Genomic DNA, 18,306 nt, shown 5'->3' on the forward strand with positions numbered 1-18,306 from the left:
CCGGCAGCGCGACATGAGCCTCTTGGCCGGTTGGCGCTGGGCTGATTGGCGGCAAGCTGCCAGGCGCAAAATATCCGGTCTTGCGGTCGTGCTCCTGCTGCTCGCTTGCCATTTGGCTTTTGACGGGCCGTTGTCGCGCCTGCGCGAACGCACGTACGACTTCTACCAGTTTCTCGCTCCGCGCCAGGCGACGAGCAATCCTGTCGTGATCGTCTCGATAGACGACGCCAGCCTCAAGGCACATGGGCGATGGCCCTGGAACCGTGGCCTCTTGGCCGATCTGGTCGATGGCATCACCAAGTCCGGCGCCGCGGTCATCGGGCTTGCGCTGGTACTGCCCGAGGCCGACACCTCGCCTGAGGGCATCGCCGGAGACAAGCGCCTGGCAGCGGCACTGGCGAAAAATCGAACGGCGCTTGCCGTCAGCCTGGGCAACGAGGCGACGGTTTCAGAAGCAGAGCCCAAAGCCGGCTGGTCGATCGTCGGGCAAGTACCCGACACACTTCCCGGCTTCACCGGCCTGACCGGCTCGCTTGCCGAATTCTCGAACGCCGCCGCGGGCCTCGGCGTAATTCGCACCTTGCCCGACCCCGACGGCGTACTGCGCCATGTGCCGCTGCTGTGGCTTCGCAACACCGCTCAAGGCGTGCAGCTGTGGCCGTCCTTCGCGCTCGAACTCCTGCGCCTTTATGCCGGACAGAACGGCTACATAGCCCGCCTGAATGCCGCGGGGTTTAATGCACTCAGGATGGCTGGCGCCATTGTGCCGCTCGAGCCCGAGGGGAGCATCCGGCTATGGGAAACCGCCACCGACACGCCGCGCCTATCTGCCGGCACTATCCTTTCGGGCCATGGCGATCCGCGGCTGCGGGACGCCATCGCCATTGTCGATTTGTCGGCCGTGGGACTGACGCAGTACCTGCCCACCCCGACGCGTCCAGCGCGACCAGGCGCGGACATCCACGCCGATGCAATCGGCCAGATGCTTGCCGGGCGCTATCTTGCAGAGCCAACGCACGCACGTACGCTCGAGCGGCTCTGGTTTGTCCTCAGTGCCGTCGTTTTCATCGGGCTTTCCGGAGTGCTCGCCGGGCGCGTCGTGCTTGGTGCCCTGGCTCTCGTGCTGCTGGCCGTCACGCCGTTCGTGTTCGGCGCTCTCGAATACAGCCTGCAGGGTGCACTCTATGACCCGCTGCAGCCGGCGCTTGCGACGATCCTGGTAGCCGGCTTCGAAGGCTATGTTCTCTACAGGCGCAGCGAGCAGCGCCGGTCCACCCTGGCACGGCAGTTCTCCCAGTATCTGTCGCCCTCCGTGGTGCAGCGCCTCGCAAGCTCGGACACCGAAGCGATCCTGTCCGGCGAGAAGCGCGAGATTACGATCCTGCTCAGCGACATACGCGGCTTCACGACGATGAGCGAACAACTCGATACCCAGGAAATCGCCAAGGTGGTCAATCACTTCCTCGGCATTGCGACCGATGAGATCCTCAAGCGCGACGGCACCATCGACAAGTTCATGGGCGATGCGGTGCTCGCCTTCTGGAACGCGCCGCTTGATCAGCCGGACCATCGCGAGCGCGCGCTCGACGCGGGCCTTGCCCTGATCGAACGGGTGAAGCGTGAAGACGCCGCCTTCACCGCGGACGGCCACCCCTCCATCGCAATCGGCGTCGCCATCGAGACCGGCATCTGCTCGGTAGGCAATTTCGGCTCCGAACGGCGCTTCGATTACACCGCGATCGGCTCCCCGGTGAACCGCACGGCACGGCTCGAGTCGACGACCAAGAAGCTGGGCATCCCCCTGGTGCTTGGTCCCGGCTTTGCGGCAGGAGCATCGATGCCGGTCGTCCAGGCAGGCGCCTTTGAGCTCCACGGTTTCAAGGGCGAGGTGCCGGTTTTCACCGTTCCGGAGATGCAAGCTGCTCACCAAGGTATGAGCCGCGAAGTAGAGAGCCAACGTGGTGAGCAATCTGGCGCCCCTGCCGTGGTGGTTGGTTCGCCGCCATCCGTGCAAATGGCACCGCCTGATCTTGCACCCCGAACCCGAAGCACACGCTGACCGGATCCAGCGGATGGCAGGGGTGCCGACCTGCTTTGTGAACTAATACTGCTGGGGAGGCCTAGGTGTCATCAAACGGCCCTTTAATTGCGGGTGGCTGTCAATCCGGATCAGCGCGACAGCCGATGAGACGCGGATAGACGGCGGATCCGTCGAGGTAACCCCGGCAATGATTGTCGAGGCCGCCGAATTTTCGAGCGAGAAGATAGGCCGTGTTATCCAGTTCACCACGAATGGCAGCACGGCTTCGTTGAGTTCGCCGGCGCCATCATGTGGAGGCAGCGCGTGGTTCAGATTGTTTATCCTCGCCGCCGGATCATGCGCTCGGGATGTTCCCAAGAGCATCCAGCCGTAGCACTCCCCGAGCTGCCCTAACGAGAGAGTTCGCTGGGCCGGGATTATGGCCGTTATGAACCTGACGCAATCGATGCAGCTGGCGCTGGCCTCGTCGGGCGCGTGGGCGGTCTATCGACATCAATCGGTCGCCGCGGATGTTGGGATGCGCAGGCGTCGGCGTACGTAGCGCCGATGCGCCTTGGGCATGTGGGCGTTGACAGTGACATGGCCGCAGCGACGTGTTTCAGACGCCGAGCAATTCCAAGGACTGAGCACCAGAACCGAACCTTCCGACGGATTTTCGCGAGCTGCATTCCTCCCTCCCCTCCTTATCAAAACCGCCGCTCGCGAATTCGCTGGCCAGTATATCTGCGATATGATATACATATATCACTCAGAGGATATACAAATGCCGCTCTTCATTCGCGATCCCGACGTCGATGCCATGGCCGTCGAGCTGCAGCAGATTACCAACGCGCGCAGCAAGACCGAGGCCGTCAGAACCGCCTTGCGCCATGAGATCGAGCGCAACCGCGGCAGCGTCCCGCTGCGCGAGAGACTTGCCAAAGTCAAGGAAATGGCGCGGCGGATCGGGCCGGCCAACCCTGATTTCGATATGAAGAAATTCACCGACCAAATGTGGAGCGACGACTGATGTTCGTCGATGCCTCGGTGATCGTTGCCATCCTGAACGAGGAACCTGGCGCGGAAGAACTGGAAAAGCGGCTCGCGGCCGCGACCAAGCCGCTGTATATCTCCCCGCTCGTCCGGTTCGAGGCAGTCCAGGGTCTCGCGCGAGCATCGGCCGAAGCCATCAAAAAGAACGCCAAGCCCACTGCCGACATGCTGGCGCAAGCCCGTGAGACCGTCGACGCCTTTTTGATCGAGATCGCCGGCAAGGAAATCATGATATCCGGCGACATCGGCGACCGGGCGATCGAAGCCAGCATGAAATACGGCAAAGCAGTCGGGCACAAAGCCGATCTCAATTTCGGCGATTGTTTTGCCTACGCTTGCGCGAAGGCTCACCGGCTTGCCCTGCTTTACAAGGGCAATGACTTTTCACAAACTGATCTGGCGTAAGGCTTTCCTGGCCTTGCATCGCGGCGCGAGAGCCGATGGGCCCTTTTGCATGCTTTGGGCGAATCGTCGTCTTTCATAGTTAAACGCAATATTACGAGGAACGTTCGCTGCAGCACTGGTTTTCTTCGGCACGATCACCGTCCAGGCACAGCGGGCAGACGGCATCTTCTGGGTGCTGCGATCGGGTGCGCCATGCCGCGATCTTCCAGGGGGCGATACGGCCCACGCACCACCTGCTACAATCGCTTCGTTCGATGGCGGAAAGCAGGTGTGTGGGACCGCCTCATGCATGGCATCACCAAAGCCCATGATGCAACGGTGCAGATGATCGATACCTCCATTGTTCGCGTCCATCAGCAAGGCGCGACAGCAAAAAGGGGGATCGAGATTATTGTCTCGGTCGTTCCCGATGCGGGCTGACGACCAAAATCCATGCTCTTGTCGACGCCGAAGGCAGGCCGATCAAGCTGACGCTCACGGCAGGTCAAATGAGTGACATTGCCTACGCAGCGGACTTGATCAAGGATTTGCCCGAGGGTGCCATGCTGCTCGCCGACAAGGGCTATGATGCCAACGCCTTGCGCAATGCCGTCACCGAGCAAAAGGCCTGGGCCAACATCCCGCCCAAGGCCAACCGCAAGGACCCGATCTGCTTCAGCCCCTTTCTCTACAAGGCCCGCAACCTCGTCGAACGTTCTTCAACAAGGCCAAGCAGTTCCGTCGCATCGCAACTCGATATGACAAGCTGGCAGAAAACTACCTTGCTGCCCTGAAACTCGTGTCAACTCGCATCTGGCTACGCGGTGATGAGTCTACGTCCTAGCGTTTTGCGTGCCCTGCCCGGTTGTCATTCGCCGCGCATGGTCGCCTGGAACGTCGGCAGGTGCTTCTTCTGCGCCTCGAGCATTTTCTCGCGATAGACGCCATAGATGACGTCGGTGTCGTGCAGTGTGACGCCGGCAATTGTCGGCGAGGCAAAAACCGGCAGTTCGATGCCGCGTTTCGAAAGCGCCTCGGCGGTGCGCGCGATCAGCTCATGCGCCAGGATCATGGCAAGCACGGTCGACGAACCGGAGACCGGCCGGCTCCAGCCCTCGACCGGCACGATGGCATCCTCGATGGGCGAGCAGGTGTCGATGACAAGGTCGGCGGCATCGGCAAGCCGTTTGCCGGAAGAGTGCGTCGCCGGCTTGTCGAGATTGTTCTTGCTAGTTATCGCAACGACAAAGATGCCGCGTTTTTTCGCATAAAGCGCGGTGTCGATGCCGGACGAATTGCGGCCGCTGTGGCCAAAGATGATGATCGAATCGCCTTTGTTCAGCGGCTGGTGGTCGAGGAATTTCTCGGCGTATTTCTCGGTCCGCTCCAGCCACAGAAGTTCGCGCACGCCGCCGGCGCCGAGCACGTTATGCCACATGACACGCGGGTCGGTCAGCGGATTGAAGCCGACATAGCTGCCGTAGCGCGGAAACACTTCCTGGACCGGCAACACCGAGTGGCCCGAGCCGTAAAGATGAACCAACCCGCCGCTCTCGAGCGTGTCGGCAAAGCGGCTGGCCGCTTCGCCAAAGGCTTCGGCATTGGCTTTCGAGGCCTGTTCGATGAGGGCGGCAAGGCGGGGTATGTAAAGATCGGACACGTCGGTACTCCTGTTATGGGTCGGCTTGGGTATGGCTCAGCTTCTTGCGGTTGGCGCGGCGCGACCGGCACGCAGCGTCGAGCGGATTTCGTAGCGGTCGCCACGCATCACCGAGACGGTGAATTCGAACGGGCCGCGCTCGTCGGTGGTGATGCGCTCGACCACGAAAGCGGGGCTCCCCGCAGGCAGATCGAGCAACTCGGCATCCGCCGCCCCGACGGCGCCGACACGGTAGTTTTCGCGCGCCGCGACCGGCACGATGCCGTAATGGCGTTCCAGCGCTTCGTAGAGCGAGCCTTGCAGCAGGCCGGCATCGAGAAAGCCCGGCACGCGCGCGGCCGAGAGTTGCGCAGTCTGAATACCGATCGGTTCGTTGTTGCCGAGCCTGAGCCGCCGGATGCGCACCACCGGGTCGCCCTCCTCGATCTCCAGCGCTCCGGCCGCGGCGGCATTGGCGGTGGTCAGGCTGCAGTCGAGCAAGCGCGAGCCGGCGACCACGCCCATATTGCCCATTTCCTGCGTGAAGCTGGTGAGTTCGCGGGTGCCGGCGACCAGCGTGGTGGAGCGCACGAAGGTGCCACGGCCATGTTCGCGCCTGAGCAGCCCGTGCTCCTCAAGATTGCGCAAGGCGTGTCGCAGCGTGATGCGGCTCACCCCGAACAAGGCGCACAGTCTGTCTTCGGCCGGAATCTGGTCGCCGGTCGCCCACTCGCCACTCTTGACGATGGCGCGGATGGCCTCTTCCACCTGATACCAGAGCGGCTCGGGCCTTCTGCGGTCGGGCAGATGGAAGCTCGCTTGACTCATCTTATCTGCCTCCACTGTGCTCCGGCGAGACCAGCCAGCGAGGCGCCGACGAGACCGGCGCGGGAGCCGAATTCGCCGGACCGCAGAACGACGTCGCGCAGATGCGGCGGCAACTGACGCCGCAATGCCGCAAGCAGCGGCGGCCCTACCACGTCCAGCGCATCGGCAAGCCCGCCGGAAATCAGGACCGCCTGCGGATCGAGCAGCGCGACCGCACCCGCAAGGACAGTGCCCAGCCGGCGCGCCGGCAGCTCCAAGGCGTCAAGTGCGGCCGTGTTGCCAGCCCGCGCGGCCTCGATCAGCCTGCCGCCATTGGCCAGCCCGATCTGGCGCGCCGCGGCGTCGAACGCCCGCCCGGAAGCGAAGCGCTCCAGCCAGCCGCTGCGGTCCTCGCCTTCATCCTCGATGTCGGCGCAGGCCCAGCCGAATGAGCAGGCGCCGCCACGTGCGCCTGCAACGATGCGGTTGTTGGCCAGAACGGCGGAGCCGATACCGGTGCCGATCGCCAGCAGGATGGCATCGGACAGGCCTTTTGCGGCACCTTCGACCGCTTCGGCCAGCATGGCGACCTGCGCGTCATTGCCAATGGCAACAGGCAGACGAGGAAACAAGGTCGCGATGTCGATGCCGTCGAGATAGGGCAGGTTCGGAATCCAGCGGCAGACCGAGCCCTCGACAAGTCCGGGCACCGCAAGCCCGAGGGCGTCGACCGGACCGGCCTCGGCGCGCAAGGCACCGATACGGGCGACGAAGGCATCCAGGCTTGTCGGCGCAGGCTCGCGGCTCAGCATCTCCAGCCAGCGAACATCGCCGCTATGGATTGCGGCGCGCAAATTGGTGCCGCCAAGATCGATAGCCAGAATGCGTGTCATCGAGAGCCGCTCCGATTGGCCGGCGCGAACAGGCCACTGCCGGCTTGCCAGGACTGCGAGGCCGCCGCAAAACCCTGCGCGTAGCGCGTGCCGCGCAGGCAGCCGCGAAGCCGATAAAGCGCACTGTAATAATCGACGTAGGGGAAACTGCTCAGGCCGCGTGCCAGTTCGTATTCCCGCACCGCCTCGCTCCAGGCCTCGAAGCCGTCGCTGACGTCGACGAGGTGTTCGGGGCGAAAGCCTTCGTCGTCCTCCCAGTTTTCGCCGAACAGCAGCAGTTGCGGTGTGTGTGCAGCATGGTCGCGCTTCAGCGTCGGCAATGCCGCAAAAAAAATACCGGTCTGTGTCAGTCGGGCCGCGGCGCGATGGTCCTTGTGCCAGCTGCCATGCCAGTGAGTGATGACGATTTGCGGCTTCAACTCGCGCACAACATCGCAAACCTTGAGCGCCGTCTCGTCGTCGCAGGGCAGGAAGGCGTCGTGCAGCCCGAGACTGCGCATGGCAACGCCGAGCCTGGCTGCGGCCTTTGCGGCCTCCTCCTGCTTCTGGACGCAATAGTACTCGGGGGCGAGGCTTGGATGGCCCTGCTCGCCCATGCTGAGATGCAGGAAGGTGACTTCGGCACCGCCTTGCACCGCCGCCGCCGCCAGTGGACCGGCAATCATCTCGGCATCGAAGGCATGCGCCCCGACGACCAGAATCGAGCGTGCGGCATAGACCTTGTCCTCGATCATTTCGCGCCTCCCCCGGAGCCGACGCCCTCGCGAATCTGGCGGGCAAGCAGACAGTACATGATCAGGATGGGCGCCATGGAGATGGCAAGCGAGGCGAACACGAGGCCCCAATCCGTGCGGAACTGGCCGACAAACACGCTGATCGCCAGCGGCACGGTCTTGTAGCGGTCGTCGAAGATGAAGATCAGCGGGAAGAAGAAGTCGTTCCACACGGCGATAGCGGTGAAGATGGCGACGATCGATACGGCTGGCTTCACCATTGGCAGCACGATCTGGAACAGAATGCGCGCCTCGCCGGCCCCATCCATGCGCGCAGCCTCGTCGAGCTCGGACGGCAGTACCCGCATGAAATTTGCGAAGATAAAGACGGCGAAGGGAATGCGGATGGCCGAATAGACGAGGATCAGGCCGATCAGCGAATCGAGCAAGCCAAGGTTGCGCATCAGCGTGAACAGCTCCACCGAGGCAAGCCGGATCGGCAGCATGATGCCGGACAGGAACAGGCCCAGCATGATACCGTTCCAGCCCAGCCGATAGCGGCTCAGCGGATAGGCGGCCATTGCCGACACGATAATCGTCAGGATCACCGCACCGCCGGTGACGATCAGGCTGTTGATGAAATTCTGGCCGAGATCGGCGCGCGTCCAGGCCGCAACGAAATTGTCGAAGGCAAAGCTTTGCGGCAGGCCGAGCCTGTTGTCGTAGATCTCCGCCGTGGTCTTGAAACAGGAGACGACGAGAATATAGAGCGGCAGCAGCACCGCTGCGGTCCACAGGACCAGCGCCGTCCAGCCGGGCAGCCGAACAAGCTGTCGAGGGATGGCGAGCATATTCACAGTTGCACCGTGCGGCGGTCGAAGAAGCGCAGCATCACAAGCGTGCCGATGCTGAGGATGAGAAACAGCAGCGTTCCCAGCGCAAGCGCCAGGCCTATATCGGTGATACCGACCGCGCCTTCGGCGCCGAAAGCGAGCCGGTAGAAATAGGTCACCAGCGTGTCTGTGGAATAGCTCGGATTGCCCTGCACGCCTTGCATGACATAGACGATGTCGAACTGGTTGAAGGTGTTGATGAACGACAGCGTCGTCAACGTGCCGACGGCCGGCATCAGCAAAGGCAGGGCAACCGAGACCAGCATGCGGCCGCTGCCGGCGCCATCCAGCCTGGCAGCCTCGAATATCTGGGACGAAATCTGCCTTAGGCCGGCGGTGTAGATCAGCACCGGCAGGCCCATCCAGTTCCAGGCGTCGACGGCGATCAGCATCACGAGTGCCGTGTGGCTGTTGCCGAGAACCGTCAGGCTGCCTTGATGCAGGCCAAGGCCGTTGAGCATCCATTCGATGGTGCCGCCGGGCGCCAGCAGCAGCCGCCACAGGGCGCCGACGATGACCGGGCTCAGCACTGCCGGGAAGAAGAAGACCGACTGGAAGAAGGCCGCCCCTTTGGCGCGCAGGAACAGCAGCCAGGCCAACAGCAGACCAAGGCCGTTCTGGAACAGCATGATGCCGAAGAACCAGGCGACGTTGTGCCAGAGCGCTCCGTAGAGCCGCCCACCGCTCGGGAAAACGAACAGGCGGGTAAAATTCGACAGGCCGGCGAACTCCAGCATGCGCAGGCCCCTCCAGACGAAGAAGCTGCCCCACAGCGACATCAGCAGCGGATAAAGGACAAACAGCGCATAAACGGCCAGTGCCGGCACGATGAACAGCACGGCCATGCGCTGCTGGGTGCGCTGAAGGCTGCTTTTGCGGCGACGGGCGATCATGTGCTGTTTCGCGCAGGGTGTGACGGCCTACTGCTTCGGCTTGAACCAGCTGCTGACGGCGGCCTGCATGTCCGCCGCCAGCTTCTGCGGCGTGATGTTGCCTTCGACCATGTCGATGATCTCGGACTGCAGGATCGAGGAGGCCGTAGGCGTCTGCCAGCGGAAGCCGACAAGCGTCAGATAGGGTGTGGAATTCTTCGACATCTCCATCATCGTGGCGAGTACCGGGTCCTTCACGGTGACGTCGGTACGGGCCGGCGGCCAACCCAACTCGTCGGCGAAGAGCTGCGCGAACTCGGCCGAAGCCATGAAGTTGAGCACCTTGATCGCTGCCTCCTTGTTGGTGCTTTCAGAGACCAGACCATAGGAGCCGTCTGAAAAGGCCGAGGTGTAGAGCTTGGTGGCAGGATCGTCGGCGGGGAACGGGAAGATCGAGAATTTCAGCTTCGGGTTCTGCGCCTTGAAGCTGCCGTTCTCGAACGAGCCGCCGAAGAACATGGCCGCCTTGCCGCCGATGAATTGCTGTGTCGAGGTGGTGTAATCGACCCCGGCAAAGCCGTCGGAGAAATATGGCTTCAAATCGGCATAGCGTTTCAGGGCAGCCACGTAGCGCGGATCCTCGAAGGTCGCCTTGCCGCTCATCATTTCGTCGTAGAAGCCCGGGCCATAGATGGTCGGCCCGACAACACCGACGCCGATCTCCAGCGCCCAGGCGGAGCCGTTGGCACCGCCGGCGGCTATTGGCGTCATCCCCGCCGCTTTCAGCTTCTCGCAGGCGGCGACGAAATCTTTGTAGGTCTTGGGAATGTCGATGCCCTGGGCGGCGAAGATATCTTGATTGTAGAAGACGCCCATCATCGGCACCGAATAGGGCACGCCATAGGTCTTGCCGTCGGCACGGCCACGAGCGCCGCCCAGCGCGCTATCGGGCATGTTCTTCAGCTCCGGCACGCTGTCGTCGAGCGCGTCGAGATACCCACCCTCGATGAATGGTTGCAGTTCGCCGTAAGCCTTGAGCTGAGCGATATCAGGCCCGCGGCCGCCACGCAGCGCCGTGCTCAGCCGGTTCTGGTAGTCGGCGTCGGGGGTGAACTGGATGTTGACCTTAATGCCGGGAGTCTTGGCCTCGAAGGCGTCGAAGATGCGGCGCATCGCAGCCTCGTCCTCGGTGCGCCAGCTCCACAGGGTCACGGTGTCGTCGGCCTTGGCCGGCAGTGCGGTGAAGACCCCAGTGCAGACTGCGGCAAAGCCGCCGATCAGGCCGAGTGCGGCGCGTCGATGAATTGAAAGCATGCTCAGTCTCCCATTCTTGTCGATATTGTCATCCCCCACGGCGGTTCAAAAGCCGCAAGGCAGTCATAGCTTTTCTCATGTCATTATAACGACATGACTTCGACCGCAAGTGCCTTGCAGTATGTTCGGGCATGGCCGGCAGCGGAGAATCATCTCGAACTGTATCAGATAATTTCTTGTTTTCACGATGTAATCTTGCATGCTTTGTTCACCGCAGTAAGAAAACGCCGCAACACCGGCAGGAGCTCTCCGACGAAGATAGCGCTTGCATCGTTGCTTCAACTTGTCATAACGTCATTGACATCGCTGTGCGGCTATGCGGAGGGTCCGGATGTTTTTGGCTTGGATTTCGAAACTGGCACTGGCTGCAGGGCTGCTGACGTCGCCCACTATTGGTTGGGCCCAATCGGTCAACATCTCCTATCTGACCCACTGGTCGCCCGAAACGGTCGCTTTGCTGGACGCCGCGGCCAAGGACTACGCCAAGATCAATCCGGATGTGACCGTCACCGTGCGCGCCGTCCCCTTCGGCGACCTCCTAACGACACTGCGTTCCCAGGGCGGCAGTTCCGATGGGCCGACGATCGGCGGCATCTACGATTTGTGGCTGCCCGAACTGGCGCGAGACAAACTGGTCGCGCCGGCCCCCGACACGGTTGCCGGCGAGGTCAGGAGTGCGTGGCCGGCCGGTGTCGTCAGCGCAGCCTCCGTTGGTGGCACGCTCTACGGCATTCCAAACGAGATCGACGTCTATGCGCTGAACTACAACAAGGAGCTGTTCAAGCAGGCAGGCATTACGGCCGCGCCGAAAACCTGGTCCGAATTGAAGGATGCGGCCCAGAAGCTGACCAGGAAAGATGCCGGCCAGCAAGGTTTCGGCATGATCAATTCCTGGGCGGCGGGCGTCGTCCATCCCTTCGCCTCGCTGCTGGCCTCCAATGGCGGCGAGCTGGTCAAGGACGGCAAACCGGTGCTCGACAGTCCTCAAGCCGGCGAGACTTTCCAGCTCTACGAGGACCTGATCAAGTCCGGTGCCAGCGATCCGGCGATGGCCACGGCCGACGCCAACACTACCGGCCCCTTCCTAGACAGTTTCGTCTCCGGCAAGACCGGCATGATCATCATGGCCAACTGGTGGGAAAGCGCATTGAAGAGCGGCATGGGCGACAAGTTCTCCAACATCGCCACCGCACCCATCCCGGTCGGTCCGAGCGGCGACAAGCCGCACTCGATCTCCTATTCGTGGATGGCCGTCGTCAACGCCAATGCCGGTGAGGCCGAGCAGAAAGCGGCATGGGATTTCCTGGTATGGCTGAACAGTCCGAAGTCCGGCAAGAACGGCGCATCGGCAATGTCGGATATTCTGATGTCGATGGGCATCCTGCCGACGCGGACCTCCGACATCGAAGCCCATAAGGACAAGCTCGGCTCCGAGTTCCTGTCCGGCTATGTCAGCGTCCTTGCCGACGCCAAGCCCTTCCCTGTCGTGCCGGGCGGCCAGGAGTTCAGCGAATCGCTGCAGCAGACGCTCGAGGCGTTGCAGTATGGTCAGCTCTCGGCCAAGGATGCGCAGGCGAACGCGCAGGCCGATGCCGTCTCGATCCTGGAGCGTGCCGCCAAATAGCGAAGGCGCTGTTTCGAGAGCCCGGCGCTTTGGAAGCAGAGCGATGATCAAGACCTATCGTGCCTCGGCGGGCATCATGCTGGCGCCTGCCGTGACATTGATCGGTGTTTTCATCCTGCTGCCGATGCTGCTCACCATCTGGCTGTCATTCCAGGACTGGTCGACGCAGACGCCTTTTTCCAATGCGAGCTTCATCGGCTTCGACAATTTTCGCGAAATATTCGGACCGACCTCGGTCGGGCGGGATTTCAAGCGAGCACTGCTCAACACCGCGATCTACACGGCATTGTCGGTGATGCTCATCCTGCCCCTTTCGGTCGCGTTCGGTTTGATGGTCTACCAGCGCGATGTCGCAGGCGGCACGGCGCTGCGGACCGTGTTGTTTTCCACCTACATGGTGCCGATGATCGCCGTGACGCTGGTCTGGTCGAAGCTCTATTCGCCGAGCGAAGGGCCGCTCAACCAGATGCTCGGCCTCGCCGGCATCGGCCCGCAACCCTGGCTGTCCTCGCCAAGATCGGCGTTGATCTCGATCGTCGTCCTCAATGTCTGGCAGCAGATCGGCTATTTTACCGTGCTGGCCGTTGCCGGGCTGACCCAGATCCCGGGCAGTCTTTACGAGGCGGCGACTCTGGACGGCGCCACCCGACGCGAACAGTTCCGCTTTATCACGTTGCCGCTGCTGCGGCGCACGCTTCTGTTCAGCGCCGTCATCGCCATCATAAACGCCGTGCAGGTGTTCGAGCCGGTGGCGCTGATCACCCAAGGCGGGCCGGTCGGCTCGACCAATGTGCTGACCTATCACATCCGCCGTGTCGGCATCGAGCGCGCGCAAGGCGGATTGGGCTCGGCCATGGCAGTGATGCTGATGTTGGCGCTGATCGTCGTTGTGTGCGCGCTGTTTGCATTTGCCAACCGGAAGGATGACGAATGAGCGCGCCGGGCCGATCAGCATCGAGCCGGTTGGCGCGCAAACGCCTGGCGGGCCGCAGAGCACTGCTCGCCACGCTGATGCTACTGGTTGCCGTGGCCTCCGCCTTTCCGCTGTTGTGGATGGTGCTCTCCAGCCTGAAGACGCCGGCCGAAACCATGCAGGTGCCGCCGGTGTGGATACCGCGCACGCCAAGCCTCGAAGCGTATGAGAAAGTGTCCGGCGTCATAAATGTCGGCCGCTCGATGTGGAATTCGCTCGTGATCGCCACGATCACCACCACCGGCATTCTGGTCACCAGCATGATGGCTGGCTACGCCTTCGCCAAGCATCACTTTCCCGGCCGCTCACTGCTGTTTTCGGTGCTGATCGCCACAATGTTCCTGCCGCCGATCGTGACTTTGGTCCCGCTGTACCGTCTCGTCGGATCGATCGGCCTGAATGCCAGCCTTGCCGGCATCATCGTGCCCAACCTCGCCAATGCCTTCGGCATCTTCCTGATGCGCCAGTTCATCGCCGGCGTGCCGGACGATTTGATCGACGCGGCACGGATGGATGGGGCGTCGGAACTTGTGATCCTGTTCAAGATCGTCGCGCCGAGCGTGGCGCCCGCGACCGCGGCATTGGCGCTGTTTGCCTTCGTCTATCATTGGAACAGCTATCTGTGGCCGCTTACCGTGCTGCAGGGCAATGCGGAAGATTATCCGATCGTCATTAGCCTCAGCCGCCTGCTCAGCTACAACAGAGGTGCGCTCAACACCGGACTGGTCATGGCGGGCGCCACTCTTGCCGTGCTGCCGCCACTGGTGCTGTTCGTTTTCCTGCAGCGCTTCTTCGTGGATTCGATCGTCGGCTCGGCGATCAAGGGATAGCGTCGGCGGCACTGCCGGCTTACGCCCGGCTGTCGTCGGAACGCGCCCTGAAAGCTACCAAGCCATCAGCGAACTTGGACGCCAAATGCAACAGCTTAGCTGCACCTGTGATACCGGTTGTTGTGCTACATATGTAACCATGCTCATCGCCCCAGGAGCGGGAGATCATGGCACTTACCCATGAGACTATTGAACTGTCGGGATTTGGCGTCCTCACCGGAAAGCCGAAGGAGGTTGGTGACCGACTTGATCGCCTAACTGCCGAGCTGGTCATAGCAGTAACGGTCGAGCATGGGAGTGAACCTGCTGTGCGCGGCCTCGCGGACACGCTCGTCAGCATTGCGCCTCTGGTGCGTACGATCCTGATGAGTCGCCAGCGCGAAGCCATAAGCACGATAATCGACGCCCTGGTCCCTGACGTGCCGCCTCCGCAACACATGCTCATAGAAGCGCGGATGGCGGCCGAGGCGAGAAGAGAAGTATTGGAAAGCGGCGATTGGCTGACCGCTCCTCAAGTCGCGACAATGGCAGGGTTCAGCACGAGCAACCCACGTGCGCAGCCAAACAAGTGGAAAAAACAAGGCCGCATCTTCGCAGTTCGGCATCGGGGCGTAGACTATTTTCCCGGCTACGCTCTGGATATTGCAGCTGGATATCGGCCCGCTAAACCGCTCGCTAAGGTTCTGAGTGTGTTTCGCGGGAAAAAGGATGCCTGGGGGCTCGCCTATTGGTTTGCATCGATCAATAGCTTCCTTGGCGGCAAACGTCCGCAAGATGTGCTCGCCTCGGACCCCGAACGCGTTCTTTCAGCTGCCGAGGATGAGTTAGCACGCGCACCACATGGCTAATCGACGCTGCTTGGCGCGCGAAGCTATGGTGAGCCGCATCCGATGGTGAGTCGCCCATGGCGCATGGTATCGGACGCATCCAGGCCGGCGCCTGTATGGCGGTCGAGACGAGTCTCTTTTTGTTACTCAGGGACAGTTGGCGCGACGCGATCTGAACGACATCGGCGGCCCGTGATGGCTCGAGATGCCGCAACGCCTGAACGACTGTTCCCGCACCACTCCCCGGTGCTATCAGGTGTTTGGGCGACGCATGGCGCAGGTCGATAACACGCCTTCCGAGCACCACGCGACGGGATGAGCCGTCCGTGAGATATGAGATTCGGGCGGGAACTTGGCTGGTCAGACCAAGCGCATTGGCCGCATGCGTCCCGGCGACCTGCACATGAGAGCCCGTCTCCCTGGCCAGACCTGGGCAACATCATCGGGCGACGGGGAAAGCGCCCAAGTTTTGGATGCAGTTTCGGGAAATCGTAAAGTCCGCGGGCGAGACGCCGCAACCTACCTCTTTGATGAGGCGCGAGAGCGCCTGATCGATCGCTGACCGTCCCGCCAGATCTTGCGGAAGGCTGCCCCGGAGGAGGACAGCGACTAAGCGACGGCACGATGCCGAGCTTCACGCAGCAAATCTCGGCTCCGGAACTCCCGTTACTCCGAGGCCGGTGATGGCAAAAAGGCTGCCGCGTAAAACTCCGTCGCCCGGAAAGCGCGGCAGCGGCGGCTTGGCCATCGACGTGACGTAGAGGGTGTCGAGCTTCGGCCCGCCGAACATGACGCTGGTGATCTTCTTGACGGGCATGTCAATGATGCGATCAACGCTGCCGTCGGGCGCGTAACGCACCAGCCTGCCGTCATAGACCAGCGCGTTCCAGAGGAATCCTTCCGAATCGACAGTTGAGCCGTCGGCCGCCCCTCCCCGGCTGGTATCGACGCGCGTGAAAGTGCGCCGGTTATTGGCGGCACCGGTTTCGATATCGTAGTCGTAGGCCCAGATCTCGCCGGTCCAGGTGTCGGCGAAATAGAAGGTGCGGTCGTCTGGACTCCAGCACGGGCCGTTCGAGCAGATGATGCCGGAATCTATCCTGGTCACGGAGAAATCGGGATCGAGCCGGTAGAGCCCTCCGGAGGGTCCCTCTTCCATCGTGTCCATTGAGCCCGCGAAGAAGCGGCCGCGCCGATCGACCTTGCCGTCATTGAGCCGGTTCATCGGCCGGTCCGGCTCCGGATCGTGGATCGGCGTCACCTCGCCGGTGGCGAAATCAAGCAGATGGAAGCCGCGCTGCAGCGACACCACCGCGCCACCGCCGTCCTTGCGCAACGCCATCGAGCCGATCTTCATCGGCACGTCCCAGCAACGGATCTCGCGGCCGTCGGCGGTCGCCCGAAACACGCGCCCATCGAAACTGTCGATCCAGTAGAGGCGCTCCTGTTCAACGTCCCACAGCGGTCCCTCGCCCAGCGTGGTTTTCACGTCCACCACGACCTCGATCTTCATGCCGTCCTCCTCTGTTCGAACCTTGCAGAAACCGGTCAGAACGCGACCTGGTCGCCGCCCTTCAATGACAGGATTTCGCGAGCCTCGTCGGGCGTCGCCACTTCCATGCCGAGGCCTTCGATAATCTTACGGGCAAGCACCACCTGCTCGGCGTTCGATTTGGCAAGCTTGCCCTTGCCGGCCCACAGACTGTCTTCGAGCCCAACGCGAATATTGCCGCCAAGCGCTGCCGATTGCGCGGCAATGCGCAGCTGGCTGGCGCCGGCACCCAGCACCGACCAGCGGTATTGATCGCCGAACAGGCGATCGGCGGTGCGCTTCATATGGGCGACGTCTTCCGGGTGCGTACCGATGCCGCCGAGCAGGCCGAACACGGACTGTACGAAGAACGGCGGTTTCACCAGCCCGCGATCGGCGAAATGCGAGAGGTTATAGAGATGGGCAATGTCGTAGCACTCGAACTCGAAGCGCGTGCCGTTGTCGTAACAGGTCTCCAGTATGTACTCGATGTCCTTGAACGAGTTGCGGAAGACCAGGTCACGCGTCGCTTCCAGGTGCGGCCTTTCCCAGTCGAACTTGAACGTTTCGTATTTGTCTACGAGGTGATAGAGCCCGAAATTGATCGACCCCATGTTGAGCGAGGCGACTTCCGGCTTGAACTGGGCGGCGGGCCGCACACGCTCCTCCACCTTCATGTAAGGACTGCCGCCGGTGGTGATGTTGATGGCGGCATTGGTGCCTTGCTTGACGCGCGGCAGGAAACGCGCGAACGCCTCCGGCGTCTGGTCGGGCTTGCCGGTCTCAGGGTCGCGGGCATGCAGATGCAGGATTGCCGCACCAGCCTCGGCCGCCGCAATCGCCTCCGAGGCGATCTGGTCTGGCGTGATCGGCAGATAAGGCGACATGGTCGGCGTATGGATTGCCCCCGTCACCGCACAGGTGATGATGACCTTGCCCTTGGCCTGCGGGGCGCCGGGCTTGCGGCTTGTTTCCATCATCGTCCAAACTCCTGATCCGATTTTTTCTTGTGCGCCGCCAGCGCCATCAGCCGACGGTCGCGCCAGACCTGCCGTTCGCCGAGTTCTTCCCGCGGCAGGCGCGTGCGGCGCTGGGCCTCGATCGTCTCCATGACCTCGCCGGCCCAGTCGACCCGACGCAGCATCTGCGGGAAGATGTTGGAATAGATCGTCTGGTAGCGCTCTACATAGTCGCGCACACCACCAGGCGCGTTGAGGTCGATCGTTTCGAAGGGACCCATGAACGACCAGCGCAGCGCCAGCCCCTCGCGCAGGCCCGTGTCGACGTCCTCGACACTGGCGTAGCCGTCGGCGACGAGCCGGAACGCCTCCTCCAACAGCGCGCCCTGCAAGCGATTCATGATGAAGCCGTCGAGTTCGCGCTTCATCACCAGCGGCGCGTGGCCCGCTTCGACAAGAAAGGCGCGGGTCCTTTCCACCGTTTCGGCGGAGGTCCATGGCGCCGGCACGACTTCCGCTGCCGGGATGAGATAGGGCGGATTGATTGGATGTACGACGAGGCAGCGATGCCGCCCCTCAAGATGATCGGTGAATTTCGACGGCAACAGCGCCGAGGTGGAACTGGCGATCACCGCCTGCGGACCGGCAAGGGCGTCGATCCGAGAGAATACGTCACGCTTCACCTCCAGGTTTTCCGGTGTGTTCTCCTGGACGTGGACGGCATCGGCCAAGGCTTCTCCAAGCTCCGCCACAATGGTGATGCGGCCAAGCACGGCATCCACCGCTTGTCCCCGCAGCAAATCGTTGGCGGCGAGGTCGCCGAGCACGCCGGCGATATAGTCGCGCGCGCCGCTGGTCGCGGCCGCCGCCTGGTCCCACATCCGCACATCATACCCCGCGCGAGCGAAGCTGATCGCCCACGCTCGCCCGATGAAACCGCTTCCGACAATTGCTACCTTCACCATGATCGCCCC

Annotated in this window: 17 protein-coding genes and 2 pseudogenes; 8 read left to right on the forward strand and 11 right to left on the reverse strand. The window is 62.4% G+C overall.

Annotated features, from left to right (window positions below):
- Positions 1-13 precede the first annotated feature (13 nt).
- The 4 genes and pseudogenes from NKI22_RS20700 to NKI22_RS20715 form a co-directional block, all read left to right on the forward strand.
- A complete protein-coding gene (locus tag NKI22_RS20700) occupies positions 14-2,059 on the forward strand; it encodes a CHASE2 domain-containing protein (RefSeq protein ID WP_352958787.1) in 2,046 nt (681 codons plus the stop codon).
- Between the two features lie 745 nt (positions 2,060-2,804).
- Complete coding sequence (locus NKI22_RS20705) at positions 2,805-3,050, forward strand: type II toxin-antitoxin system VapB family antitoxin (protein ID WP_023722247.1); 246 nt, start codon at positions 2,805-2,807, stop codon at positions 3,048-3,050.
- A complete protein-coding gene (locus NKI22_RS20710) occupies positions 3,050-3,478 on the forward strand; it encodes a type II toxin-antitoxin system VapC family toxin (protein ID WP_023722248.1) in 429 nt (142 codons plus the stop codon). The genes NKI22_RS20705 and NKI22_RS20710 overlap by 1 nt, the downstream gene beginning before the upstream one ends.
- A gap of 157 nt (positions 3,479-3,635) precedes the next feature.
- Positions 3,636-4,301: pseudogene (locus NKI22_RS20715) on the forward strand (IS5 family transposase); the annotation flags it as partial.
- Between the two features lie 24 nt (positions 4,302-4,325).
- On the opposite strand, the gene NKI22_RS20720 reads toward NKI22_RS20715, so the two are convergent.
- The 7 genes from NKI22_RS20720 to NKI22_RS20750 are packed head-to-tail and all read right to left on the reverse strand — an operon-like array spanning position 4,326 to position 10,588.
- The gene (locus NKI22_RS20720) at positions 4,326-5,117 is read right to left on the reverse strand and encodes a sugar isomerase domain-containing protein (protein WP_023722251.1); all 792 of its coding nucleotides are present in this window, start codon (positions 5,115-5,117) and stop codon (positions 4,326-4,328) included.
- Positions 5,118-5,153: 36 nt separating this feature from the next.
- A complete protein-coding gene (locus tag NKI22_RS20725; RefSeq protein WP_031195039.1) occupies positions 5,154-5,924 on the reverse strand; it encodes a GntR family transcriptional regulator in 771 nt (256 codons plus the stop codon).
- On the reverse strand, positions 5,921-6,796 hold the full coding sequence (locus tag NKI22_RS20730) for an ROK family protein (RefSeq protein ID WP_352908420.1): 876 nt from the start codon (positions 6,794-6,796) through the stop codon (positions 5,921-5,923). Before NKI22_RS20730 ends, NKI22_RS20725 begins: the two co-directional genes overlap by 4 nt.
- Positions 6,793-7,530 carry a PIG-L deacetylase family protein gene (locus tag NKI22_RS20735; protein WP_352908421.1) on the reverse strand — a complete coding sequence of 246 codons (738 nt, stop codon included), beginning with the start codon at positions 7,528-7,530 and terminating at the stop codon, positions 6,793-6,795. The genes NKI22_RS20730 and NKI22_RS20735 overlap by 4 nt, the downstream gene beginning before the upstream one ends.
- Entirely contained in the window at positions 7,527-8,360 is an 834-nt protein-coding gene (locus NKI22_RS20740; RefSeq protein ID WP_352593153.1) for a carbohydrate ABC transporter permease, read from the reverse strand. Before NKI22_RS20740 ends, NKI22_RS20735 begins: the two co-directional genes overlap by 4 nt.
- Before the next feature lie 2 nt (positions 8,361-8,362).
- Positions 8,363-9,295, reverse strand: a complete 933-nt coding sequence (locus tag NKI22_RS20745; protein WP_031195041.1) for a carbohydrate ABC transporter permease — start codon at positions 9,293-9,295, stop codon at positions 8,363-8,365.
- Between the two features lie 27 nt (positions 9,296-9,322).
- Positions 9,323-10,588: an extracellular solute-binding protein gene (locus NKI22_RS20750; protein WP_352857323.1), complete on the reverse strand. Its 1,266-nt coding sequence runs from the start codon at positions 10,586-10,588 to the stop codon at positions 9,323-9,325.
- A gap of 331 nt (positions 10,589-10,919) precedes the next feature.
- On the opposite strand from NKI22_RS20750, the gene NKI22_RS20755 reads away from it, so the two are divergent.
- The 4 genes from NKI22_RS20755 (at position 10,920) to NKI22_RS20770 (ending at position 14,863) form a co-directional block, all read left to right on the forward strand.
- A complete protein-coding gene (locus tag NKI22_RS20755; RefSeq protein WP_352915553.1) occupies positions 10,920-12,212 on the forward strand; it encodes an ABC transporter substrate-binding protein in 1,293 nt (430 codons plus the stop codon).
- A 43-nt stretch (positions 12,213-12,255) separates the two neighbouring features.
- Complete coding sequence (locus tag NKI22_RS20760; RefSeq protein ID WP_352484393.1) at positions 12,256-13,146, forward strand: carbohydrate ABC transporter permease; 891 nt, start codon at positions 12,256-12,258, stop codon at positions 13,144-13,146.
- A complete protein-coding gene (locus tag NKI22_RS20765) occupies positions 13,143-14,015 on the forward strand; it encodes a carbohydrate ABC transporter permease (protein WP_352484392.1) in 873 nt (290 codons plus the stop codon). Before NKI22_RS20760 ends, NKI22_RS20765 begins: the two co-directional genes overlap by 4 nt.
- A 167-nt stretch (positions 14,016-14,182) precedes the next feature.
- Positions 14,183-14,863 carry a hypothetical protein gene (locus NKI22_RS20770; RefSeq protein WP_352494300.1) on the forward strand — a complete coding sequence of 227 codons (681 nt, stop codon included), beginning with the start codon at positions 14,183-14,185 and terminating at the stop codon, positions 14,861-14,863.
- Between the two features lie 40 nt (positions 14,864-14,903).
- On the opposite strand, the pseudogene NKI22_RS20775 reads toward NKI22_RS20770, so the two are convergent.
- The 4 genes and pseudogenes from NKI22_RS20775 to NKI22_RS20790 form a co-directional block, all read right to left on the reverse strand.
- Positions 14,904-15,416 (reverse strand): annotated as a pseudogene (locus NKI22_RS20775) (DUF6088 family protein); the annotation flags it as partial.
- 60 nt (positions 15,417-15,476) lie between these two features.
- A complete protein-coding gene (locus tag NKI22_RS20780; protein WP_352549452.1) occupies positions 15,477-16,355 on the reverse strand; it encodes an SMP-30/gluconolactonase/LRE family protein in 879 nt (292 codons plus the stop codon).
- Between the two features lie 35 nt (positions 16,356-16,390).
- Positions 16,391-17,353, reverse strand: coding sequence for a 3,5-dioxohexanoate:acetyl-CoA acetone transferase (gene kce / locus NKI22_RS20785; RefSeq protein ID WP_352494302.1), 963 nt, complete (start codon positions 17,351-17,353; stop codon positions 16,391-16,393).
- Complete coding sequence (locus NKI22_RS20790; RefSeq protein WP_352958789.1) at positions 17,350-18,297, reverse strand: 3-hydroxyacyl-CoA dehydrogenase; 948 nt, start codon at positions 18,295-18,297, stop codon at positions 17,350-17,352. The genes kce and NKI22_RS20790 overlap by 4 nt, the downstream gene beginning before the upstream one ends.
- Positions 18,298-18,306 lie beyond the last annotated feature (9 nt).

The organism is Mesorhizobium sp. M0778 (assembly GCF_040320105.1).
Lineage (GTDB): Bacteria > Pseudomonadota > Alphaproteobacteria > Rhizobiales > Rhizobiaceae > Mesorhizobium.